The organism is Catenulispora rubra, from assembly GCF_015356825.1.
Classification (GTDB): Bacteria; Actinomycetota; Actinomycetes; order Streptomycetales; family Catenulisporaceae; genus Catenulispora; species Catenulispora rubra.
The window spans coordinates 1-22976 of record NZ_JAACYW010000185.1 but is presented as its reverse complement, the minus strand read 5'-3'; the positions used below and the strand labels follow the sequence as shown (position 1 = coordinate 22976).

Below are 22976 nucleotides of genomic sequence, written 5' to 3'. Positions count from 1 at the left end.
TGCCAGCCCAGGTCCGCGGACTGGCCTCCGACCTTCGCCACGTTGTGCAGCCGCACCGGGGTGCCGGCGGCCTCGGCCAGGCCGGACGCCAGGAGCGCGCCGGGGGTACGGGCGGACTCGGTCACGCGTCGGGCCAGCGGCCGATGGCGGCGGCGATCGAGGGGAGGAGGGCCATGGAGGCTGCCGCGTAGCCTTCGGCGCTGGGGTGGAAGCGGTCCGGGCCGAACATGTCCTCGGGGCGGGCGTCGAATTCCGGGCCCAGCAGGGAGCCCAGGGAGACGGTGCGGCCGCCGGCTGAGACGACCGCCATGGTCTGCGCTGCGGCGAGCTGTCGGGACCAGCGGCGCGCCAGGCGGCGCAGGGGTTGCGCCACGGGGCGGATGGTGCCGAGGTCCGGGCAGGTGCCCACGACGACCTCGGTGCCCGCGGCGCGCAGCCGGCGGACGGCGTCGCCCAGGAAGCGCACCGACTCGGCGACCTTGACGCGGTGTGTCACGTCGTTGGCGCCGATCATGATCACGGCCAGGTGCGGGGCCCGGCCCTCCGGCCCGCCGGCGAGCACGCGCTCCAGCTGCCAGCCCAGGTCCGCGGACTGGCCTCCGACCTTCGCCACGTTGTGCAGCCGCACCGGGGTGCCGGCGGCCTCGGCCAGGCCGGACGCCAGGAGCGCGCCGGGGGTACGGGCGGACTCGGTCACGCCGTATCCCGCCGCGGAGCTGTCGCCGAGGACCGCGATGCGGATCACGTCCACGCCCGGCGCCGCGTACCACGCGCCGTAGACGCCGTCCGCGCGCGGCGGATCCCCCTTCGTCGGGCCGATGGCGCGCCGGGCGAGTTTCGCCTCGGCGACGATCAGTCCGATGGCGCCGCCCGTGAGGACCCCGATCCCCCCGCCGCTCAGCGCGGCGGCGGCGGCGACACGCTTGGCGACACCCAGCCTTGTGAGCCCGGTCATCGTCGGCACACCTCCTGCAAGCCTCTTCTGAAGTATGTCCGCCGTTCCGCCGACCTTACCCCGCGCCCTGTTGGCTACGGAGAGAAGGCTGTGCAACGTACCCTGTAAAGCACCGAACGACCACCGTGAATTGCCGGTTCCCAGATTTTCCGGATCACAGATCTTCCGGATCACAGAGAAAGCGGAGACACCGCCGATGAAGTACGCCGAGTCCATGGTCGATCTGGTGGGGGACACTCCGCTGGTGAAGCTGAACAACGTCACCAAGGGACTCCAGGCGACGGTTCTCGCCAAGGTCGAGTACTTCAACCCCGGCGGGTCGGTGAAGGACCGGATCGCGCTGCGGATGATCGAGGCGGCGGAGCGCTCGGGCGCGCTGAAGCCCGGCGGCACCATCGTGGAGCCCACCTCCGGCAACACCGGTGTGGGATTGGCCATCGTGGCGCAGCAGAAGGGCTACAAGTGCGTCTTCGTCTGCCCCGACAAGGTCTCCACTGACAAGATCAACGTACTGCGTGCGTACGGCGCAGAGGTCGTCGTGTGCCCCTACGCGGTCGCGCCGGAGCACCCGGACTCCTACTACAACGTCTCCGACCGCCTGGTCCGCGAGATCCCCGGCGCCTGGAAGCCCGACCAGTACTCCAACCCCGAGAACCCGGCCTCGCACTACCACTCCACCGGCCCGGAGCTCTGGGAGCAGACCGACGGCCGGATCACCGCGTTCGTCGCCGGCGTCGGTACCGGCGGCACCATCTCCGGCACCGGCCGCTACCTCAAGGACGTCTCCGAGGGCGCGGTGAAGGTGATCGGCGCCGACCCCGAGGGCTCGGTCTACTCCGGCGGCAGCGGCCGTCCCTACCTGGTGGAGGGCGTCGGCGAGGACTTCTGGCCGACCGCCTACGACCGCAGCGTGGCCGACGAGATCATCGCGGTGTCCGACAAGGACTCCTTCCTGATGACCCGCCGCCTGGCCCGCGAGGAGGGCCTGCTGGTCGGCGGCTCCTGCGGCATGGCCGTGGTGGCCGCCCTGGAGTACGCCTCGCGGCTGGGGCCGGACGACGTCGTGGTGGTCCTGCTGCCGGACTCCGGCCGCGGCTACCTGTCGAAGATCTTCAACGACGACTGGATGGCCGACTACGGCTTCCTGAACCCGGGCACCGAGGAGCCGACCGTGGCCGAGGTGTTCGCGCGCAAGGGCCAGGGCCTGCCGGACCTGGTCCACATGCACCCGCACGAGACCGTCGGCGCGGCGATCGAGACGCTGCGCGAATACGGCGTGTCGCAGATGCCCGTGGTCAAGGAGGAGCCGCCGGTGATGGCCGCCGAGGTGATCGGCTCCATCGTCGAGCGGGACCTGCTGCGCGCGCTGTTCTACGAGAAGGCCTCGCTGGAGGACCGCCTCGACGAGCACATGTCCCCGCCGCTGCCCCAGGTCGGCTCCGGCGAGCCGGTGTCGGCGCTGGTCACCGCGCTGGAGGCGGCGGACGCCGCGGTGGTGCTGGTCGAGGGCAAGCCGCAGGGCGTGGTGAGCCGCCAGGACCTGCTCGGGTTCCTCGGGCACGAGGCGTCGGTCTCGCTGGGCAGCTGACCGGCTGACCGGCTGACCGGCTGACCGGCTGACGGCTGTCCGGCTGCGCGGCTGACTCCGTGGGCGGCTGAGCCTCAGCCGCCCACCAACGGAGCGAGCGACACCCCCAGGTGCAGCCGCAACCGGTCTCGACCGTCAGCCAGGTCGAGGCCGGTGATCCTCTCGATCTTCTCCAGCCGGTGGTAGAGCGTCTGCCGGTGGATGCTCAGCGCGGCGGCCGTGTGCTGTGCGCTTCCAGCGTGATCCAGGTACGTCTGCACGGTCACGAGCAGATCCGGCTCCTCCAGAAGCCGCCGCACCGCGGGATCCACTACGGCGTCCCTGAGTTCCCTCTGCGGACCACAGGCGAGAAGCCGATAGATCCCGAGATCCGCCCACACCGCGGTCGGCCGGAACGCCGGAACCGCCCGGCCGACCCGCACCGCGAGCCGCGCCTCCCGCCAACTGGCCCGGGCCTCGGCCAGATCTTCGCGCGGCGCGCCGATCCCCACCAATACGTCGTCCCGCGCATCACTCTCCAGACGTTCTCTATAGAGCTCCAGCGCGCGCTCGGCGATATCGGTGACGGAGTGCGGTTCCGGAACCAGCAGGCTGATGTGATCCGTCTCCGGAGCCGCGAGCACCGACCGCGGAAGCCGCCACAGGTTGAGCGGGATGGACTGCCAGTCCTGAGTCCGCGTCTCCAGGACGACTACAGCGATCCTGCGTCCCCGATCCACAAGCCCCAGCTCGGAGATCTCCTCTGCGGCCTGCTCCGCGACAGCGCGCTCCGGCGACAGCAGATTCTGCAGACGCTCCTCCATCCGCTGCCTGACCCGCGCCTGTTGCGCCAACAGCGCGCCGGCTCTGGACGCCTCGTGCATAGCGCTGGCGAGCAGTGCGTCGTCCAAGTGGCCGTCCTCGTCGAGCAGCCACACGTACCCGTACGTCACGCCGTTCCACCGCGCCGGCAGACACACCCGCGGCAGCACCCCGTGCTCCGGGTCGGCCGGCGTCCGCACCGGCCGCTCGCTCCGGGCGATCCCGAACCCCTCGAACCAGGCCCGCACCTCCGGCGTCGACCGCCGCTGCAGGATCGAGCGCTGCCGGATGTCGTCCAGGCCGCCGGACTGGGAGGCGAACGCCACCAGGTCGAAGTCCCGGTCCTCCAGGGTCGCCGAGGACGAGGCCAACTGGGAGATGAAGTCGACGAGGTCCTGCAGCTGATCGGTGGTCGGCGTCGCCATCAGACAAGTGTATGACGAAATCGGGCACTGATCGTGGCAGTCGTCTATATCGCCGGTGGACGCGCCGACTTACCGTCATCCCAACAGACTCGCCACACCGCTGCGCCACCAGGTGCGCCACCAGGAAAGACAGGCCCGCCATGCTCAGCCAGACGCTTCTCGCCGCGTCCCGCAGCACCAGGATGCGCGGCGTGATCACCGGGGTCCCCCTGACCCGCCGCGTGGTCGACCGGTTCGTCGCCGGGGACAACCTGGACCAGGCCGGCCTGGTCATCAGCGGCCTGGTCGGCGAGGGGCTGGCGGTCACCGTGGACCGGCTCGGCGAGGACACCCTGGACGCCGCCGCTGCCGCCGCCACCCGCGACGCCTACCTGGAGATGCTCAAGCGCTTCGCCGACCTCGGCATCGCGCACCGCACCGAGGTCTCGCTCAAGCTCTCCGCCCTCGGCCAGAAGCTCCCCAAGGACGCCGAGAAGATTGCGCTGGAGAACGCTATAGCGATCGCCGAAGCGGCGCGCGACGCAGGGACCACCATGACCCTGGACATGGAGGACCACACCACGGTCGACGCCACTCTGGGCGCCCTGCGCGAACTGCGCGGAGAGTTCCCGTGGGTCGGCGTCGCGATCCAGGCCGCGCTGTTCCGTACCGAGGGCGACATCACGGACTTGGCCACCGCCGGCTCCCGGGTCCGGCTCGTGAAGGGCGCGTACATGGAGCCCGCCTCCGTCGCGCACCAGGAGAAGCACGAAGTGGACAAGGCCTACGTGCGCGCCATGAAGACCCTGATGCGCTCCTCGGCCTACCCGATGATCGCCAGCCACGACCAGCGCATGATCGACATCGCGCACGCGCTGGTCGCCGAGACCGGCCGCGAGCAGGACAGCCACGAGTTCCAGATGCTGCACGGCATCCGGACCACCGAGCAGCACGCCCTGGTCGCCGGCGGCGACACGATGCGCGTGTACGTGCCCTTCGGCGACGACTGGTACGGCTACTTCATGCGCCGCCTGGCCGAGCGCCCGGCCAACGTCATGTTCTTCCTGAACTCGCTCGTCAAGCGCTGACCGGGCCCAGAGCACATCCCGACGAGCCCAGAGCACGAGCCCAGAGCACCCACAGAGGGGACAACCAGTACCGCCATGGATGCCATCACCCACACCCCAGCCCCGGTCAACGAGCCGGTCCGCGCCTACGCCCCGGGCTCGGCCGAGCGCGAGTCGCTGCAGCGCCGCGTCGCCGAGCTCGCGGCCGAGCGCCACGAACTGCCGATGACGATCGCCGGGCGGCGCCGGATGGCCTCCGGCGAGCGCGTCGAGGTCGTCCAGCCGCACAACCACAAGCACGTCCTCGGCGACACCGCCAACGCCTCGGCGGCCGACGTCACGGACGCGGTGGCGGCGGCCAAGGCGGCGGCCCCGGCGTGGCGCGCGCTGCCCTTCGACGAGCGCGCGGCGGTCATCCTGCGCGCGGCGGACCTGCTGTCCGGCCCGTGGCGGGACACCGTCAACGCCGCCACCCTGCTCGGCCAGTCGAAGTCGGCGCAGCAGGCGGAGATCGACAGCGCCTGCGAGCTGATCGACTTCTGGCGCTTCAACGTGCACTTCGCGCGGCAGATCCTGGCCGAGCAGCCGCCGGCGAACTCCGCCGGGGTCTGGAACCGCACCGACTACCGGCCGCTGGACGGCTTCGTCACCGCGATCACCCCGTTCAACTTCACCGCCATCGCCGGCAACCTGCCGACCGCGCCGGCGCTGATGGGCAACACCGTGGTCTGGAAGCCCTCGCCGACGCAGCAGCTGGCCGCGCAGTACACGATGGAGCTGCTGGAGGCCGCCGGGCTCCCGGCCGGCGTCATCAACCTGGTCACCGGCGACGGCCTGGCGGTCAGCGAGGTCGCGCTGAACGACCGCGAGTTCGGCGGCCTGCACTTCACCGGTTCCACCAAGACGTTCAAGACCCTGTGGCGCCAGACCGCGGAGAACCTGGACGTCTACCGCTCCTACCCGCGGATCGTGGGCGAGACCGGCGGCAAGGACTTCGTCGTCGCGCACCCCAGCGCCGACCCGGCCGCCCTGGTCACCGCGCTGGTCCGGGGCGCGTTCGAGTACCAGGGGCAGAAGTGCTCCGCGGCCTCGCGCGCCTACATCCCACGCTCCCTGTGGGAGTCCGGCGTGCGGGAGCAGCTGGCCGACGTCACCGGGACCATCACCTACGGCGACGTCACCGACTTCTCCTTCTTCGGCGGCGCAGTGATCGACCGGCGGGCCTTCACCAAGCACAGCGACCTGTTCGCGCGGGTCCGTGCCGAGGGCAAGGTCGAGATCCTCGTGGGCGCCACGGCGGACGATTCGCAGGGCTTCTTCGTGCAGCCGACGGTCCTGGTCGGCGAGGACCCGCACCACGAGATCTTCACGGACGAGTTCTTCGGTCCGATCCTCGCTGTGCACGTCTATGACGACGCGCGCTATAGCGAAGTCCTGGAACTGGTCGACAGCTCGACTCCCTATGCGCTGACCGGCTCCGTGTTCGCCACGGACCGCGCGGCCGTGGAGGAGGCGCACGGCAAGCTGCGCTTCGCCGCCGGCAACTTCTACGTCAACGACAAGCCAACCGGCGCGGTCGTCGGCCAGCAGCCGTTCGGCGGCGGCCGGGCCTCCGGAACCAACGACAAGGCCGGCTCCGCGCAGAACCTGCTGCGCTGGCTGAGCCCGCGCACGGTGAAGGAGACCTTCGTGCCGCCGGTCGACCACCGATACCCCCACATGGGCTGACAGCCTCCCTCGGCATTCAGCCGCTGCTGCTCCGTTCTCAGGAGCTCGTGAGAGCCCCTAAGAGCAGCAGCCTCCGCCGCAGCATCCGCCAGCGTTGCCGGATGCTGCGGCGGACTTGTTCCCACCGCCGACGTTCACGGCGACCGCGGAGATCAGCTTGACGGTGTCGTCATGGCCCGCAGGGCACACGGCGGGCGCGGATGCCTCGGACATAGGTCGGGACAACTCAAAGGTGTCGCCACATGCACGACAGCGGTACTCGTAACGGGCCATAGACCGAATCATAAACGGTAAGTGATTTCCGCCTAGTGTCCGAAAAGGGTCTATTAAGATCTTCACAGAGGTTTGCGTTATCTGGTACGACACGCGATCCTATTGCGCATGTCGCACCGCTTGGGGTCGCTCATGGGTGTCTGTGGCATGGCCGCCTTGGCGTTCGTGCCGCCTGCGGTGCGAGCGGATGACGCCGTGCCTAAAGCCGCGCCGCAATGGCCGCTCACGTACCTGAAGGCCGACCAGGTGTGGCAGCACAGCAAGGGCGCCGGCGTCACGGTCGGCCTGGTGGACTCCGGAGTCTCGCCGCTCGGCGACACCCGCGACAACCTCCTCCCCGGCGCGGACTTCTCGCTCGGCCCGGACAGCAGCGGCATCGCGCACGTCGACACCGACACCGACAGCCACGGCACCACGATGGCCGTCCTGATCGCCGGGACCGGCGCCGGCGACGGACTGCACGGCCTGGCGCCCGAGGCGAAGATCCTGCCGGTGCGCATGCAGCAGGAGACCGGTTCGGACCCTGTGCATATCGCCGACGCCATCAAGTTCGCGGTCGTCCGGCACGTCAAGGTGATCAACATGTCGCTCGGCACCGCGGACACGCCGGGGATGGCGGCCGCCGTGAAGCAGGCCGAGGCCGCGGACATCGTGGTGGTCGCCGCGGCCGGGAACTACGGGGCGGAGCACGTCATCATCCCGGCGGCCTATCCCGGGGTGGTGGCGGTCGGCGCGATCGACGACACCGGCACCCGGTGGTCGGGCTCGTCCTACGGATCGCAGGTCGCTCTGGCGGCCCCTGGAGTGGGGATCCCTGTAGAGGATGCCGACGGAGTGCCGAAGACCGCGAAGGGCACCAGCGAGGCCTCTGCCTACGTGACCGCTTCTGTCGCGTTGGTCCGTGCGATGCATCCGGACTGGACTGCGGGGCAGACCGTCCGTGCTCTCCTGGCAACCGCCACTAAGGCGGGCGGGGCGACGGGACTACAGCACAACAACACGTACGGATACGGAATCGTCAATCCGTTGGCGGCGCTAAGCGTTGGTACGCCGGTCGCGAAGGACAACCCGCTGCTCTCCGGTGCGGCTCCTCTAGTCGCTTCCCTCCCTGTGGCCGCTCCGACACCTACGACAGCGGCTCCGGCGACGAGCGGCAGCGCTAGCACTAGCGCCTCATCCGCTTCCTCTGCGCAGACCTCTCCAGGGCACATGACTACAGAGGCTCTGAAGAACTCCACGAAGGCGGCCGCCGCGGCCAAGGCCGGGCTGCTGCCTTCCCGCCGGGACAAGATCTTCGCCGCCGCCGCGGGAGCGGCGGTCCTCGGACTCCTGCTGTTGCTGCTGAACGGCTCGCTGAAGCGGAGAGCACTGCGGAAGAACCGCGTGTGGCACTAAAGCGTGTTCCTAGGCAGGGCGCACAGTCGGTGGGAGAGTGAAGTAGTGGACCTGATTGCGCACTTCGAGAGGGAAACAACAGCTTTCCATCGCGCCGCCCTGATGGCAGCCATGCCGGATGCCCCGCCGCCCGTCCCGTCGTGTCCGGACTGGACAACCGCGGATCTGGTGGGGCATCTCGGCCATGTGCACCGCATGGTGAACCACATCATCGTGGAGCGGTTGGAGACGCCTCCGCCGGACCGGAAGACGATGTTCACGGCTCCCGCCGACGCGACCGGCGAGGACCTGGCCGACTGGTTCGCCGAGGGTGCGACGGAGCTGACCGCGACCTTCCGCACGACCGATCCGAAGACGGTCGTCTGGACCTGGGGCGGAGAGCCCGGCGTCGCGTTCTGGCTGCGGATGCAGGCCATCGAGGCGGCCGTGCACCGCTGGGACCTGGAGGGCGCGATCGGTTCTCCCCAGGCTGTGGACAAAGAACTCGCGGCCGACGGCGTGGCCCAGTTCCTGGACGTCGTGCTGCCCTTCCGCCGCCGCATCGCGAAGCAGGTTCCGCCGATGAAGGGCGAGAGCTACCGCTTCCGCCAGACCGACGGTTCCGGCGTGTGGTCCATCGCGCTCGACCCGGACGGCCCGCGTCCGCTCGCCGACGGCGAGGCGGCGGATGTCGAGCTTGCGGGGACTGGGTCAGACCTCTTGCTGTTCCTGTGGCACCGCATTCCTGGAGAGCCGCTGGTAGTCGACGGAGATGCGAAAGCGCTACAGCGTTTCTTCGTATTGGTGCCGCCGGTTTAGCGGCTATCGAGGATGGACCGCCATGGCCAACAGATACTTGTTCGTATAGCGGTTCTGGAATATGCGCGTCACGGGACCGCCTAGTCGCGAATACCATGCGGCGGGCTGTGAGAACGCCATGACGGTGAACTCCACAAGCCCCTCTGCGCGCGTCACGTAGAAGGCTTCGCGTCCGCGTTCCGGGTGCCCTGGCAACGTCTCATAGGCGTACCCGGCGTGGTCCGCGCTGTCGAACTCCGCAGTGATGACGCGGAGGGGAGCGCGCAGCGGGATCACTCCTGCGACTCGCGAGATCAGCCGCGCTTCGAGGCCGACCGCCGGTGCCGGCAGCGGAGCGGACAGGTCCTGGGCTTCGATCTCGATCCGCATCCCGGCCCCGAGCTGCGGTCCCCAGGCCCGGAGCATCGCCCGCGCACGCTCGAAGGCGCGGTCCAGCGCCGGGTCCCCGGGATCGAAGGAGTGCGCGAGCGGGATCGAGCGGCGGAAGTAGCGGTAGCCGTCGGGAGTCGGGCCGAGCGCGGCGTCGCCGGGATGCGGTTGCGATGTCATAAATCCGCCACCCGGCTCCGCCTCAGCTCCCGCTCTGCGGCGTGGTCACCTCGTCGTCACGCCCCATAGCGATCAGCGCCAGGTTCCGCAGCGCGGTGTCCCCGGTGCGCAGGTAGTCGCTGTGGCCGCCCTTGCCGGCGTCGAACAGCCGCGCGCCGAACGCCGGATCGACCGGGTCGTCGCCGAAGCCCACGGAGACGCCCAGCAGGTCCACCTGGACGTGCGGGACGTCCGCGATGCCGTCGCTGGCCCCGCGGCCGGCCCAGACCCGCGCCGTGGTGTTCAGGTCGGACACCGAGCCGACGCCCATGCCGGGGGAGCCGAACACCGCGATGTCCGTCACCTTCACGTGCGGTGCGGCCTGGCCGCACACCACCGAGCCGTAGCTGTGGCACAGCAGCGTCACCGGCGCCTTGTTGACCGTCTTGATCTGGGCCAGGAACGCCTTCAGCGCCTTCGCGCCGGCGTCGGCGTGGCCGAGCATGGCGATGTGCATGCTGTCCACGGCCGGCGGGTCGTAGCCGAGCCAGCCGATGACCGCCAGCGACTTGCCCGCACCCATCTCCTGCGCCTGGTGGTACAGCGCCTCGGCGCCGACCCCCGGGCCCTTGGCGCTGTCGAAGTTGGACAGCGTGTTGCCGGCGCCGGGCACGACCACCGCGATCCGCTGGGCGTGCACCAGGTCGCCGACCACCTCGATGCCCCGGCCGTCGCCGGAGGGGTCGAAGGACAGGAAGTCACGGTTCGGAACCGCCAGGTTGCGCAGCGCGTGCGCCAGCGCCGGCTCGCCGCCGAACTGGGCCTCCTCGGCGGCCTTGGCCATCGCCGCGCGGTTCAGGTCGTAGCGCTCGGTCAGCGAGGAGGCGCTGAGCGTGGGCAGTTTGGGCAGCGGGCTGAAGGCGATCGCGGCGTGCGCCGGACCGCTGGTGACCAGAGCGGCACTCAGAGCGATGGACACGGCCAACGTCTTGCGAGGGACGCTGTTCGGCATGATCTTGCCGGGACGCAAGTGGTCGATTTGCTCCCGCAGGCTGTGCGGCCACAACGCGGCCAGGCCGATGCGGGCGGAATCGAGCAGGCGCATCGCATCGGTTCCTTACAACTTAGGTGGGATTCAGGCGATCCTACGCGATCCGCGCAGTACCACGGGACCGGCTCGCTTGATCGCCTCTCGGAGAGAACCCGGTATCCGCGCACGGAAGATCCGGACTCGTGTAGCGATCATCTGGTGTTGATCGCGATTTGTCGAGGGTCACGGAGCGTATATCGCCATGCGCCAACTGACGGACGATCGGATCAGTCGAACAGCGACCGAGGCCAGGTCCGGCGGGCCCGGACCACGTCTGTTGTCACCGCCAGCAGGGTCAGCCGGGCCTGGAGGTAGATCCAGGCGAGCAGTCCCAGGACCAGTCCGAACACCCCGTAGAGCGTCGAGGCGTGGCGCAGCTGGTGCCCGGCGATGAAGCCGCCGAGGTACTGCAGGCCCTGCCAGAACAGCGTGGTGAGGATCGCGGCGAGACGGAGGTCGCGCGCGTCCACCTCCTTCGCGGTGGCGGTGCGCATGCCCAGCCAGAACAGCAGCGCGGTGAGCACGAACGAGGCGGCCAGCAGGGCGGCCCGCAGGCCGGCGGTGAAGACGTGGCCGCCGGCCCACTCGCCGAGCGCCGTCAACACGGTCGTGGACAGCACCCCGAGCCCCATCGTGCCGATGATGCCGAAGCTGCGCAGCCAGTCGTGGGGGAACTTCGGCTGCCGGTCCTCCGGGACGTCCCAGAGCAGGTTCATGGCGTACTGCGCGGCGTTGGCCAGCCCCAGCGAGCCGACCGCGGTGACGACGATGGAGATCACCAGCGCGACGCCGTTGCGGCCGAAGTCGTGGATGTTGTTCTTCAGCTGGTCGCCGATCACCGGGAAGTCGACGAGCGCGGAGTTCAGCACATCCGTCTGCAGTTTCTGGTTCGACCGCAGGACGGTGCCGAGCACGGTGGTGAGGATCAGCAGCAGCGGGAACAGTGAGATGAAAGCGAAGAATGTGAGTATGGCACCCAGATAGCTGGCCTTCTTCACTTGCATCTCCCGGTACACCGCCACCGGGAACGCCAGCACGCGATGCCGCTGCTGGAATCGGTCGACGCGGGCGGCCAGGGCACGCAGTCGGGACAAGAGCGCCATGCCCCTCATATAAGCACTGGTGGGCGGCCGGTCTGCCCACACCACGCGGACGGCCGGTGGACGCTCTGGGGAACGCCAGGGTGGATTCGGACGAGTCGACCGGGATAGACGAGTCGACCGGCATAAGGGCCCGGACAGCGGCGGCATCGTGCCGTCGGCGGCGTTCGCTACGCTCGACGGCATGAAATTGCACGTCGGCTGTGCGATGTGGACGCTGGCGCCGTGGCAGGGACGGCTGCTGCCGCATCCCCTGCCGCCGCGCGAACGGCTCGCCGCCTACGCGACGTGGTGCAACGCGGTGGAGGGGAACACCACCTTCTACGCGACGCCGTCCCGCGCCACGGTCGAGATGTGGGCCGCGCAGGCTCCGGAGGACTTTCGCTTTCTGCTCAAGCTTCCGAAACCGGTGACGCACGAACGACGGTTGGCTCCCGAGGTCTTCGCTCCTGAGGGCGCTCTCCATAGCTTCTTCACAGCGATCGAGCCTCTGGGCCGTCATGCCGCTTTGTGGATCCAGCTGCCGGGGTCTTTCGGTCCTGCGGATCTCCCGACGCTGGCCGCTTTCCTCGGCCGCGTTCCGAAGGGCTATCGCTATGCGGTGGAAGTGCGCCATCCCGCTTTCTTCGAGAACCCACAGAGTGTGCAGGAGCTGGAGAAGCTGCTGACCGAGGCGGATGCGGAGTGGGTTCCGTTCGACACGACGGTGCTTTACGAAACCCCGCCGAGCTCCGATGCCGAACGTGAGGCGTGGACGAAGAAGCCGCGGCTTCCGCGCCGTACCCGTGCTCTGACGCGCTTTCCGGTTGTGCGCTATATCGGGCGCGATGACGCCGAGCTCACTGTCGAGGGGTGGCAGCCGTGGGCCGACATCACTGCCGATTGGCTGCGGGAGGGGCGTTCTCCGACGGTGTTCATTCATACGCCGGACAACGCTGACGCCCCGGTGCTGGCTCGGCGGTTCCATGAGGATGTGCGCCAGCGGGTGCCGGAGGTGGAGGCTTTGGCGGAGCCGATGCCGGTGGGGCCGCCTACGTTGTTCTGAGTCTCCGATCCACTCCGATCTACTCCGAGGCCAGAACGCAGATCACCGGCGGGCTGAGGGGCAGGGTTTCCGTGGTGATCTGCGTGAAGCCTGCGCTGCGCAACAGGTCCTCGATCTCCGTGGCTGCGGCACGGGACGTGTCCGCTGTCGCGCCGGGGCAGCGGGGCTGTGACGCGATGGCGATACGGCCTTGGGGCGCGAGGCGTCTGCGTAGCTCTATGAGCTGGTCGACAGGCGCCGGCCAGAACCCGAGGGAGTTGACGGCGAGGATGGCGTCGAAGGGGCCGTCGAGGGACGTCGGGAGCTGATCGACCGGCGCTTGGACCAGGGTGACGCGGCCGGCGCGGATCGCGGCGGCGTTGCGCCGGGACGCCTGGCGGAGCATCACTGTGGAGTGGTCGACGCCGTATACGTGGCCGACGCCGCTGCGGATCAGTTCCTTGACCGCGACGCCAGGGCCGTAGCCGATCTCCAGGACTCGGCTTGTCGGCGCGAGGTTCAGCAGTGAGGCGACCCACCGGTTCCGCTGCCGGTTGGACGGACGGTGTGCGAAGACCCAGCCGGAGACGCTGCCGGCCGCGCCGTGCGGATGATGACCCTGGCCGACGACGTCGCGGTCCAGCGCACGGACTGCGGCGATTCCGATGTGTCCGACCAGGTACTCCGCGGCGGCGGTTCCCAGCCGGGGCCGGGGCCGTGGGACTCTTCCCCCATGGCGATTTCTCATGGCCAGAAGTCAAAGACTTCAAGTCCACTTGAAGTCAACACGCCTGGTGCCCTGCTCAGCATCGGCGAGCTGGCGCGCCGTACGGGTGTCACTGCCTCGGCCCTGCGCTACTACGAGGAGTTCGGCCTGCTGCCGGCGCCGGCCAGGGTCTCCGGGCAGCGGCGCTATCCCGAGTCGGCGACGAGGGCGGTCGGCATGATCCTGCTCTACAGCGACGCCGGCTTCAGCCTTGCTGAGCAGAAGGCGCTGATGGCGTCACGTGCGGGGGAGGCTGGCGAATGGCAGCGGATCGCCCGCGAGAAGCTCGCAGAACTCGACGAGCAGATCGCCCGCGCGCAGGCGGCGCGCGAGGCCATCAGTCACGGGCTGCGTTGTCGGCACAAGGACGTCACGCAGTGCCCCAACTTCGACGCCGGGATCAGGGCGCGGCTCGCCGGTCAGTCTTTGGCGCAGGCTCATCGGGAGTTGCATGAGGCGCGCGTTGCTGCGCCAAACACACCGCCGCCTCGCTCGTGACTTGCTCGTGACTTGCTCGTGAGCGAGGCGGCGGGGTTTTGTGCTCTGTCGCCTACTTGGTGCAGGTGATCGAGACGATCTTCAGCGTGCTCGCGTCCACGACGAGCGTGAACTTGCTCAGCTCCTGGCCCGGGTTGTCCGGGTGCCACTGCCGCCAGGTCGCCATGCTGAAGGTGATCTTGGAGCCGGAGGTGGTCCCCGTCGAGTTGTCCGCGGTCTCGACCGAGCCGGGGACGGTGCTGCTGCACAGCAGCGGAACGGTGCCGGTGCTGTTCCAGGCCGTCGTGAAGGCGGCGTCCGAGACGAAGGCCGAGCGGATGGCGGCCTGCGGGTCCACGCCGAGGGACTTCTGGTCCGCGGCCAGGCGGTAGGTCTCCATCAGCCGGTTCACGGAGGTCGCGGGGTGCGCGGGGTCAGCCGGCAGTGGGTTCGTGTAGCAGCTCACGCGGGCGATCTTGGCCGCGCCGAGGTCGACGGCCAGCGACGCGTAGAGGCCGGTCGGGGCCGCCGGGTCGCTCCGGTTCGGCAGGGTGCTGACCGCTCCCGGGCCGAAGTCCCAGGTGCTGGCCGCGGGGGAGGTGCCGGTCAGGGCGACCGCCCACCGGTCCGGGACGTACTGGGAGCACGTGGCCACGTCGTAGTCCGTGGCCGTGGGCTTCCACGTGGCGAACGCGCGGGTGAAGTACGGGTCCGACTTGTCGTTGAGCACCGCGGTGTTCCCGGAGGCCATCGCCCCGTAGTAGCCCGCGAGCGGCGCGACGCCGGGGAAGTCCGCCGGCTTCGGCGCGCCGCCGCACGCCACGCTTTTGATGACGCCGGAGGCCGGATCCACGATCACGGTGATCTCGGCGGCGCCGGCCTTGGAGTTCTCGTAGAGGGCGACCGGGATGGTCGCGGCGATGCCGGAGGCCTGGACGGCTCCGAGGACGATGCCGTTGTACTTCGCCGTACCGCAGTCCATCGGGCGGTTCGAGCCGATGGCTCCGGTGCCGAACAGGGCGTCCATCGTCGCCTTGTCGGTGAAGTCGGCGGCGAGTTCCTGCCGGTTGATGTCCGGCTGCTCGTAGTGCGACGTCGCGGTGGTGTAGCCCTGGCCGTACACGGCCGCGACCTTGGCCCGCATCGTCTCCAGCTGCGCCGGGGTGAAGGCCGACGTGCCCTGCGCACCCGACGCACCCGACTCGGCCGTGGTGGCCGACGAACTCGCCGCCACCGGCACGACCGGCGCCGAGGACGTGGCGCCCCCGCCGGGAGCCGTCGTGCTCGACGATGCGCTGGGCCCGGCCGGGGCACCCCCCGCCGGCGCCTTCGACGTGGTGCTGCATGCCGCGAGACCCGCGACCAGACCAGCGACCAGAGACGCGGCGACCGCGGCAGTGGCGATGCGTGAGCGCATCATCGTTCCCTCCCGAATTAACGTTCTGTCATCTGCATTGACGCGCGGCCGCCCGGGAGGTTGCGTGGGTCTCGGCGGCCGCGGATCTTGGCTGTCGCGGCGCCTACTCGAGGTCGCGCGTGTTCCTCAGGCCACAGAGGACTGTGATCTCGGCGGCGAGTGCCGGGAACGGTAAGGGCCCGGCCGGGCCCGTGGACGTCGTTCCGCTTCTGGGCGACGCGCGACAGCCGTGGGGCGGCTTCACAGCGCTGGCCGACGGCGATGAGCGCATGCCGCAGTGGGTTCCCTACGTGCCGGTCGATGATGTGGACGAGGCGGTCTCACGGGCCCTCGCCCTCGGCGCGAAGCTGCTGCTCCGCGGGTGGACTTGCAGCCCGGGTCGATCGCGGTCGTCGCAGATCCCGGGGGCGCGGCCGTGGCGCTGTGGCAGGCTGCCGAGTCGTCGCGATGACCGCCGGCCTGCGCCTGTCCTGTGCGCTGCCTCCGACCTCTGACGTCGTCGCCCAAGCCGTGAACGTCGACGGACGACCGTGCCGCATGATGCAGCTGCCCGGCATGGGCCCCGATCGTCCGATCGACGTGCCCTTGTGGCTGGCCGTCTCGGGGCCGAAGGGCGTCGCGACGGCCGTGGATCTCAAGCCCCCCGCGTGATCTGGACGTCCGCACCCACCGAGGACGGCCCCTGGACCGACAGCGCCGAGTGGCGCGCCCGCGTGGCGGCGGAACTGCCACCCGGGCAGGCACCCCGACAGGGCCACCTGGTCGTCCACGAGGGCCACCTCGTACGCCTCACGGATCGCGACCGCCCCGCCGTCGCCGCGGCCGGACCGGGAGTCCTCGCGATGGGGTGGAATGGCGACGCGGCCTCCCTTCGCGAACGCGTCGCCAGGACGGCGGCTGCGGGGGTCACAGAGATCGTCTACGTCCCCGCCGGACCGGACCCCGACAGGGAGCTGAGGGCGTTCGCGGCTGCTATGGCGCCCGTGCGATGAATGCAGTCTTACGTCAAGATGCAGTGTCCGCAAAGATCGGTATTGTCCTCTTCAGGTGATACGACCGGGGCTCGGGAGGCTGCCGATGGGTTCGCTGATCGCGGGGGTGCTGGACGGGCTCGGCCCTGTGCGCGGGCTGGTCGGCCTGGCCGGGGACAACACGCCCTACGTCCCCAGCGCGCCGGTGGAGATAGGCACGCCAGGACCGCACCACGGTGTCGCGGAAGCCGGGTCGTGGCAGGGCTTGATCATCATGTTCGGCCTCGTGATCGTCATCGGTGCCGCCGTGTTGATGTACGCCGTGCGGCAGCGGACCCGGCTGCTGGAGCGGCGGCGGGTACGTCGGATGGCCGAAGGCCCGGCCTCCGCCCTGGCACGGATCGCCCAGATCGCCCCGGCCGCCAAGCTGACCCGCGCCACGCACGCTCCGCACGTCGTCCACGCGCCGCACCCCGTACGCACCGTGGCCGCGCCACCGCGCACCACACCCGCCACTCCGGGCCGTCCAGCCCCGAACGCGTAACCTAAAGACCATGCCCGCATCTGACGCCCACGCCAACGCCGCCTTCGAGACCCTGGCCATCCACGCCGGCCAGGACCCGGACCCGCTGACCGGCGCCGTCGTCCCCCCGATCTACCAGGTCTCCACCTACAAGCAGGACGGTGTCGGAGGCCTTCGTGGTGGCTACGAGTACTCCCGCAGTGCCAACCCGACCCGCAAGGCGCTGGAGGACTGCCTCGCCGCGATCGAGGGCGGCCGGCTCGGCCTGGCCTTCGCCTCCGGCCTGGCCGCGGAGGACTGCCTGCTGCGGACCGTGTGCGTGCCCGGCGACCACGTCGTCATCCCGGCCGACGCCTACGGCGGCACCTTCCGCCTGTTCGCCAAGGTCCTGTCGCGCTGGGGCCTGGGCTGGACCGCGGCCAACATGTCCGACCCGGCCGCCGTGCGGTCCGCGGTGGTGCCCGGCAAGACCAAGGCGATCTGGGTCGAGACGCCCTCGAACCCGCTGCTGGGGATCGCGGACATCGCCGCGCTGGCCGGCGTCGCGCACGAGACCGGTTCGCTGCTGGTCGTCGACAACACGTTCGCCACGCCCTACCTGCAGCAGCCGCTGGCGCTGGGCGCCGATGTGGTCGTGCACTCCACCACCAAGTACATGGGCGGCCACTCCGACGTGGTCGGCGGCGCCCTCGTGGTGGCCGACGAGGAGCTGGGCGCGGACCTGACCTACCACCAGAACGCCATGGGCGCCGTCGCCGGCCCCTTCGACGCCTGGCTGGTCATGCGCGGCGTCAAGACCCTGGCGGTGCGCATGGACCGGCACTGCTCGAACGCCCAGCGCATCGCCGAAGCGCTGGTCGCGCACCCGAAGGTGACGGCCGTCCACTACCCGGGCCTGCCCGACGACCCCGGCCACGAGGTCGCGGCCAAGCAGATGTCCGGTTTCGGCGGCATGATCTCCTTCCGGGTGGCCGGCGGCGAGCAGGAGGCGGTCGACATCTGCGGGCGCACCGAGCTGTTCACGCTCGGCGAGTCGCTCGGCGGCGTCGAGTCGCTGATCGAGCACCCCGGCCGCATGACCCACGCCAGCGCCGCCGGCTCCCCGCTGGAGGTGCCGAACGACCTGATCCGGCTCTCGGTCGGCATCGAGTCCGTCGACGACCTGCTGGCCGACCTGCTGCGCGCGCTGGGCTGATCCGCCGGGGCGCTCTGATCTGCTGGAGCGATGACACGCCGGAGCGCTGATCCGCCGGGGCGATGAGACGCCGAAGCGCACAGAACGCCGCGTCCGAACGCCGCTAGGGCCACTCGCATGCGAGTGGCCCTTGTCGTTGCCCCGTGAATCCCGCAGGCTGGCCGCATATGGTCAGGACCGTGAAGGGATCAGGGGTATGACGATCGCTTCGGGCGCCGTTCACTCGGACGGGGCAGCGCAGGCAACCCGGAAGCCGGACAAGCCCAAGCGCCCGGCCGCCCCGACCCAGCGCATGACGACGACCGCGTGGATCGCCCTCGCCGCCGTCTACTTCGTCTGGGGCTCGACCTACCTCGCGATCCGCTACGCCATCGAATCCATCCCGCCGCTGTCGTCTGCCGCGCTCCGCTTCACCCTCGCCGGCCTGATCCTCCTCGCCTTCCTCGCGATCCGTCGCGGGCCGTCGGCGCTGCGCGTCACGGGGCGGCAGCTGGCCTCCGCCGCGCTGATCGGCACGCTGCTCCTGCTCGGCGGCAACGGCTTCGTCGTCTTGTCCGAGCAGTACATCCCGTCCGGCACGTCCGCGCTGCTGGTGGCGTCCGTCCCGCTGTGGATCGTGGTGTGGCGCGCGGTGGCCAAGGACCGGCCCACCGCGCGGATGCTCGTCGGCGTCCTCATCGGGTTCGCCGGGCTCGTGGTCCTGATGCGGCCCGGGGGCGGCGGCGCGCACAACTACGTGCTGGGCGTCGTGCTCGTGCTCATTGCCTCGATCAGCTGGGCGTTCGGCTCGGTGGCGTCCAAGGTGTGGCTGACGCCGCCGAAGGACCCGTTCGTGGCCTCGGGGTACCAGATGGTGTTCGGCGGCATCGGCTGCGCGATCGCGGCGGCGCTGCACGGCGAGCACTTCCACCCCGGCGCCGTCACCGGAACCTCGGTCTGGGCGACCGTCTATCTCGTCGGCGCGGGATCCCTTGTGGCGTTCTCGTCCTATGTATGGCTGTTGAAGAACGCGCCGATTTCCACTGTCGCAACATACGCATATGTGAACCCTGTTGTGGCCGTCGCGCTCGGCGCGCTGTTCCTGAGCGAGACCATCACCTTGGCCGTGGTTGTCGGAGGGCTGATCGTGGTGCTCGGAGTGGCCGTGGTGATAGCGACGGAACGCAGGTGAGAGACGGTTCGGTGAACGTCCGGGGCGTCTAGACGAAAATACGCTTCGGGGCACTGTCCGCGCGCTGTGCAAGGGCTCGAACACTGTGCACAATTAGCCGCCGTGGCAGGTATATCGGGAGTCTCCGCAGGCATCGTCCTGGCTGGTCGCTACACGTTGTCCCGGCGGCTGTGGCACCGCGGGGTCGGCGAGTTGTGGCTCGCCTCCGACACGGTGCGACGGCGCCGGGTCTGGATCCAGATCACCGCTTCGGGCGGGTTGGAGAACGCCGTCGCGGCGCTGACGCACGTCGAGCACCCGGCGATCGCGATCGTGCGCGAGGCCGGGCAGAAGCGGATCGCGCACGAGGATCGCGTGGTCACCGACCATGACCAGCACTCCCACAAGCTGATCCACAAGAGCGACAGCTACATCGAGTTCGCGGTCTACGACCAGGACAAGGGCTCGTCCCTGACGTCGCGGCTGATGAAGCGCGCGTTGACGTCCGCCGAGGTCGGCTCGGTCGCGCTGAACGTCGCCGAGGTCTTCGAGCGCGTGCACGCCGCCGGGCTCGTGCACGGCTGGCTGCACACCGATTCGGTGTGGGTGGGCGGCAGGACCGAGATCTTCGTGGACCTCGCGATGGGGCTCGCTTTCGAGGGTGACGCGGCCGCGGTGGCCGTCGAGGCTCCGAGCGGGTTCCTGACGGAGGCTCGGTTCGGCGGGGCGGCGGCCACGGCGGCCGATGACGTGTACGGGCTGGCGTGGCTGCTTTATGTGGGCGTGTTCGGCTGGGAGATCGTGCACGAGGACTTGTTGCGTGCGCGCGGCGAGCTTGCGGGCGCCGGTTCGGCGGCTGGAGCTGCCGCGGCGGCCGGGGCTGCGGGAGCCGTCGGCGGGGCGGCCGGCGTGGCGCTGCTTGCAGGCGCGGCCGACGCGGCCGGTGCGGAGGTCGAGGGCGCGGCGGGCATCGTGGTGTCCGGAGCATCGGGGGCGGCGGCGCGCGACGCGGCGTTGTTGGTGGCGTACCGGCGTGAGATAGCCGTCGGGCGTCTGACCGAGTACTTCGGTGGCGGTTCCCGGCTCGCGGAGACGTTCGCGCTGAGCCTGTCGGACCAGGCGGGCACGCGGCCGTCGATGGCGGACGTCGTCGAGGCGTTGAAGGCGCAGCCGGTCGCGGAGCTGGCGACGCCGCGGATCGTGACGGAGCGCGTGGCGGCCGCCGAAGCGGCGCTGGCGCTGGCCGCGGCGCGGTCGGAGTCGCTGGCCGGGAGCGTCGAGGACGCGGACTCGGGCGCGTGGACGCCCGCGGTGAGTCCGACGGCCGGCGGCGCGCGCAAGGGCGACACGATCTCGGTCGCCGAGGCGGAAGCCGCCACGGCGGTGGCGGTCGCCGCGGCTGTCGCGGACGCGGAGGCGCGCGCGACTGCGGCGTCGGAGGAGGCGCTCGCGCTGGCCACGGCGGCGGCGGTCGCTGCGGCGCTGGCGGAGGCCGAGGCGACACACACGCGGGTGAGCGACGAGGCGGTCGCGACGGCGTCGGCGGCGGCGATCGCGACAGCCCTGGCCGAGGCCGAGGAACGGCACGCGGCCGAACGCGAGGCGGCGGTCGTCACGGCGCTGGCCGACCAGCAGGCCGCGACGGCGGAGCTGACGGAGGCGGCCATCGCGGCGGCCGTGGTGCAAGCGCTCGCGGAAGTCGAGGCGGCGCAGGCGGCGTCGAACGACGAGGCGGTGGTGGCGGCGTCGGAAGCGGCGGTCGCACTGGCACTCGCCGAGGCGGAGGCCGCGCACCACTCGGAACTGGAAGCTGCGCGGGCCGAGCACGCCTCGGTCGGCGAGGAGGCACTGGCGGCGGCAACCGGCGCCGCGGTGGCTGTGGCCGTCGCGGAAGCCGAGGAGCGGCATCGCAACAAGCTGAACGCGACCGAGGCGCGGCACGGACTGAACCTCGAAGCCGCGCGCACCGGCCACGCGGCGGAGCTTGAGGCCGCGACGGCTGCTGCGGCTGCGGCGCTGGCTGCGGTGGAGGAGCGGTACGCGGCGGAGTTGGAAGCTGCGCGAGCTGAGCATGCGTCGGTCGGCGAGGAGGTGTTGGCGGCGGCGACCGGTGTAGCGGTGGCGGCTGCTATTGCGGAAGCCGAAGAGCGCCACGGCTCGGAGCTGGAGTCCGCACGCGCCGCGCACACTGCTGAACTTGAAATTGCGACCGGCGTAGCGGTGGCTGCCGCCGTCGCGGAGGCCGAGGAGCGCCACGGCACCGAGTCCGAGGCCGCTCGTGCCGCGCACGCCGCGGAACTCGAAGCCGCTGCGGTCGCGGCGGCCGCCGCGTTGGCCGCCGTCGAGGAGCGGCACGCCGGCGAGCTCGAGTCGTCGCGGGCCGAGCACGCCACGCTCGGCGAGGAGGCGCTCGCCGCCGCGACCGGTGCCGCCGTCGCCGCCGCGATCGCCGAGGCCGAGGAACGGCATCGTGCCGAGCTGGCCGCGATCGAGGAGCGGCACGCGTCGGAATCCGTGCGCTCCGAGAGCCGCTCCGAGGGCCACGTCGAGGCCGAGGAAGTCGTGCTGGCTGCGGCTGTCGCGGCCGCGGTGGCCGAGGTCGAGGCGCGGCACCACGAGGAACTGGAAGCCGTCGAGGTCGCTCAGGTCTCCGCGATAGAGGTAGCGGTGGCAGCGGCGCTCGCCGAGGCGGCCCTCGCACACGAGGCTGAGCTTGAAGCGGCACGCGCCGAGGCCGCCGCGGCCGCCGAGTCGAAGCAGGCCACTGTGATCGAGGCGGCGGCTGCCGCAGCGGTCGTGGCGGCACTCGCTGAGGCGGCTATCGCACATGAGGCGGAGCTTGAGGCGGCACGCGCCGAGGCCACGGCTGCTGCTGAGGCGAACCAGGCTGCTGCGATCGAGGCGGCCAGTGCAGTGGCGGTCACTGCGGCCCTTGCCGAGGTGGCGGCGTCGAGTGCTGAGACGCAGCAGTTGCCGGCGCAGGGTTCGGCGGGCGCGGCGACGGTGGTCGGCATGGCCGCGGCCGGTGCTGCGGGGCTGGCGATCGGTGCGGAGCTGGCGGAGTCCGAGACGGCGGCGGGTGCTGCGGGTCTGGCGGGTGCGAGCAGTGCTGCCGGGTCCAGTTCCGCGACCGGTGGCTTGGCAGCAGGCGGCGTGACTACCGCGGCGGCTTCCGGCGCGATCTTGGCCAGCGAGTCCGGTGCAGCCAGCGGCGGTGCGGCCGGCGGTTCGGCAGGCGGAGCATCCGGCTCCCTTGTGGCAGCCGCATCCCCGAGGCCGAAGCCCTGGGTCCTCGCCTCCGGCGGAGTCCTCCTCGGCGCGGTCGTGGGCATCGGCATCGGCTACGCCATCCACGGCTCGCACTCCTCCTCCACCGCGACCCCGCTCACCAACTCGTCGTCCAGCATCACCGGCTCCGCGATGCTCCCCAGCACCGGCGCGTCCGGCGGGGTCCCCGTCATCTCGCCGAGCGGATCCGGCAGCACTACCACCGGCGGCAGCGCCACCGACACCACCGGCGGGTCCAGCGCCAGCGGGCCCAACAGCGCGGCGTCCGTGACGTCCGGCCCGAACGGCGGCGTGTCCTCGGCGCCCTCCGGCGGCGCGACCGGTTCGACCAGCCCGAGCGGCCCCGGCGCCCCGAGCGGTTCGAGCACCCCAGGTGGCCCGGGCTCCAGCCCGACCGGTCCCGGCGGCGCCCCCACCGGCCCCAACACCGCCCCCAAC

At 70.7% G+C, this 22976-nt stretch carries 19 protein-coding genes and 2 pseudogenes; 13 read left to right on the top strand and 8 right to left on the bottom strand.

Annotated elements, in window-relative coordinates; all coding sequences use genetic code 11:
• Nucleotides 1-130 precede the first annotated feature (130 nt).
• Nucleotides 131-955 (bottom strand): annotated as a pseudogene (locus GWK61_RS36220) (SGNH/GDSL hydrolase family protein); the annotation flags it as partial.
• Between the two features lie 196 nt (nt 956-1151).
• Between GWK61_RS36220 and GWK61_RS36215 the strand changes: the two are divergent.
• A complete protein-coding gene (locus GWK61_RS36215; protein WP_194916211.1) occupies nt 1152-2543 on the top strand; it encodes a cystathionine beta-synthase in 1392 nt (463 codons plus the stop codon).
• A gap of 74 nt (nt 2544-2617) precedes the next feature.
• Here the strand turns inward: GWK61_RS36215 and GWK61_RS36210 are convergent, their stop codons facing one another.
• Entirely contained in the window at nt 2618-3769 is a 1152-nt protein-coding gene (locus GWK61_RS36210; protein ID WP_194916210.1) for a PucR family transcriptional regulator, read from the bottom strand.
• Nucleotides 3770-3909: 140 nt separating this feature from the next.
• Here GWK61_RS36210 and GWK61_RS36205 point away from each other — a divergent pair, with 140 nt between their 5' ends.
• Together GWK61_RS36205 and pruA are read left to right on the top strand one after the other, a co-directional pair.
• Nucleotides 3910-4836 (top strand): proline dehydrogenase family protein, encoded by a 927-nt coding sequence (locus GWK61_RS36205; protein ID WP_194916209.1) that lies wholly within the window; start codon nt 3910-3912, stop codon nt 4834-4836.
• A gap of 75 nt (nt 4837-4911) precedes the next feature.
• A complete protein-coding gene (gene pruA, locus GWK61_RS36200; protein ID WP_194916208.1) occupies nt 4912-6543 on the top strand; it encodes an L-glutamate gamma-semialdehyde dehydrogenase in 1632 nt (543 codons plus the stop codon).
• 57 nt (nt 6544-6600) lie between these two features.
• Here the strand turns inward: pruA and GWK61_RS36195 are convergent, their stop codons facing one another.
• Nucleotides 6601-6816 (bottom strand): FmdB family zinc ribbon protein, encoded by a 216-nt coding sequence (locus GWK61_RS36195; protein WP_194916207.1) that lies wholly within the window; start codon nt 6814-6816, stop codon nt 6601-6603.
• A gap of 108 nt (nt 6817-6924) precedes the next feature.
• Here GWK61_RS36195 and GWK61_RS36190 point away from each other — a divergent pair, with 108 nt between their 5' ends.
• Together GWK61_RS36190 and GWK61_RS36185 are read left to right on the top strand one after the other, a co-directional pair.
• Nucleotides 6925-8211 carry a S8 family serine peptidase gene (locus GWK61_RS36190; protein WP_194916206.1) on the top strand — a complete coding sequence of 429 codons (1287 nt, stop codon included), beginning with the start codon at nt 6925-6927 and terminating at the stop codon, nt 8209-8211.
• 102 nt (nt 8212-8313) lie between these two features.
• Entirely contained in the window at nt 8314-9009 is a 696-nt protein-coding gene (locus tag GWK61_RS36185; protein ID WP_194916213.1) for a maleylpyruvate isomerase family mycothiol-dependent enzyme, read from the top strand.
• A 3-nt stretch (nt 9010-9012) separates the two neighbouring features.
• Here GWK61_RS36185 and GWK61_RS36180 read toward each other — a convergent pair whose 3' ends face one another.
• The 3 genes from GWK61_RS36180 to GWK61_RS36170 all read right to left on the bottom strand — a co-directional run bounded on the left by GWK61_RS36180 (nt 9013) and on the right by GWK61_RS36170 (nt 11730).
• On the bottom strand, nt 9013-9558 hold the full coding sequence (locus GWK61_RS36180) for a DUF1990 domain-containing protein (RefSeq protein ID WP_194916205.1): 546 nt from the start codon (nt 9556-9558) through the stop codon (nt 9013-9015).
• 22 nt (nt 9559-9580) lie between these two features.
• On the bottom strand, nt 9581-10642 hold the full coding sequence (locus tag GWK61_RS36175) for an alpha/beta hydrolase (RefSeq protein WP_194916204.1): 1062 nt from the start codon (nt 10640-10642) through the stop codon (nt 9581-9583).
• Between the two features lie 212 nt (nt 10643-10854).
• Nucleotides 10855-11730 carry a YihY/virulence factor BrkB family protein gene (locus tag GWK61_RS36170; RefSeq protein WP_228563518.1) on the bottom strand — a complete coding sequence of 292 codons (876 nt, stop codon included), beginning with the start codon at nt 11728-11730 and terminating at the stop codon, nt 10855-10857.
• 181 nt (nt 11731-11911) lie between these two features.
• Here GWK61_RS36170 and GWK61_RS36165 point away from each other — a divergent pair, with 181 nt between their 5' ends.
• Entirely contained in the window at nt 11912-12772 is an 861-nt protein-coding gene (locus GWK61_RS36165; protein ID WP_194916202.1) for a DUF72 domain-containing protein, read from the top strand.
• Between the two features lie 19 nt (nt 12773-12791).
• On the opposite strand, the gene GWK61_RS36160 is transcribed toward GWK61_RS36165, so the two are convergent.
• Nucleotides 12792-13499: a class I SAM-dependent methyltransferase gene (locus tag GWK61_RS36160; RefSeq protein ID WP_194916201.1), complete on the bottom strand. Its 708-nt coding sequence runs from the start codon at nt 13497-13499 to the stop codon at nt 12792-12794.
• Here GWK61_RS36160 and GWK61_RS36155 point away from each other — a divergent pair.
• Entirely contained in the window at nt 13485-14015 is a 531-nt protein-coding gene (locus GWK61_RS36155; RefSeq protein WP_194916200.1) for a MerR family transcriptional regulator, read from the top strand. The genes GWK61_RS36160 and GWK61_RS36155 overlap by 15 nt on opposite strands.
• Nucleotides 14016-14067: 52 nt before the next feature.
• Here the strand turns inward: GWK61_RS36155 and GWK61_RS36150 are convergent, their stop codons facing one another.
• Nucleotides 14068-15411 (bottom strand): hypothetical protein, encoded by a 1344-nt coding sequence (locus tag GWK61_RS36150; protein WP_194916199.1) that lies wholly within the window; start codon nt 15409-15411, stop codon nt 14068-14070.
• 447 nt (nt 15412-15858) lie between these two features.
• Between GWK61_RS36150 and GWK61_RS36145 the strand changes: the two genes are divergently transcribed.
• From GWK61_RS36145 to GWK61_RS36120, 6 genes and pseudogenes are all read left to right on the top strand, one after another.
• Nucleotides 15859-16062, top strand: a complete 204-nt coding sequence (locus GWK61_RS36145) for a hypothetical protein (RefSeq protein ID WP_194916198.1) — start codon at nt 15859-15861, stop codon at nt 16060-16062.
• Nucleotides 16059-16403, top strand: coding sequence for a hypothetical protein (locus tag GWK61_RS36140; RefSeq protein ID WP_194916197.1), 345 nt, complete (start codon nt 16059-16061; stop codon nt 16401-16403). The genes GWK61_RS36145 and GWK61_RS36140 overlap by 4 nt, the downstream gene beginning before the upstream one ends.
• 85 nt (nt 16404-16488) lie before the next feature.
• Nucleotides 16489-16926 carry a hypothetical protein gene (locus tag GWK61_RS36135; RefSeq protein ID WP_194916196.1) on the top strand — a complete coding sequence of 146 codons (438 nt, stop codon included), beginning with the start codon at nt 16489-16491 and terminating at the stop codon, nt 16924-16926.
• Between the two features lie 10 nt (nt 16927-16936).
• Nucleotides 16937-18100 (top strand): cystathionine gamma-synthase, encoded by a 1164-nt coding sequence (locus GWK61_RS36130; RefSeq protein ID WP_194916195.1) that lies wholly within the window; start codon nt 16937-16939, stop codon nt 18098-18100.
• A 196-nt stretch (nt 18101-18296) separates the two neighbouring features.
• Complete coding sequence (locus GWK61_RS36125; RefSeq protein WP_228563517.1) at nt 18297-19271, top strand: EamA family transporter; 975 nt, start codon at nt 18297-18299, stop codon at nt 19269-19271.
• Nucleotides 19272-19373: 102 nt separating this feature from the next.
• Nucleotides 19374-22976: pseudogene (locus GWK61_RS36120) on the top strand (hypothetical protein); the annotation flags it as partial.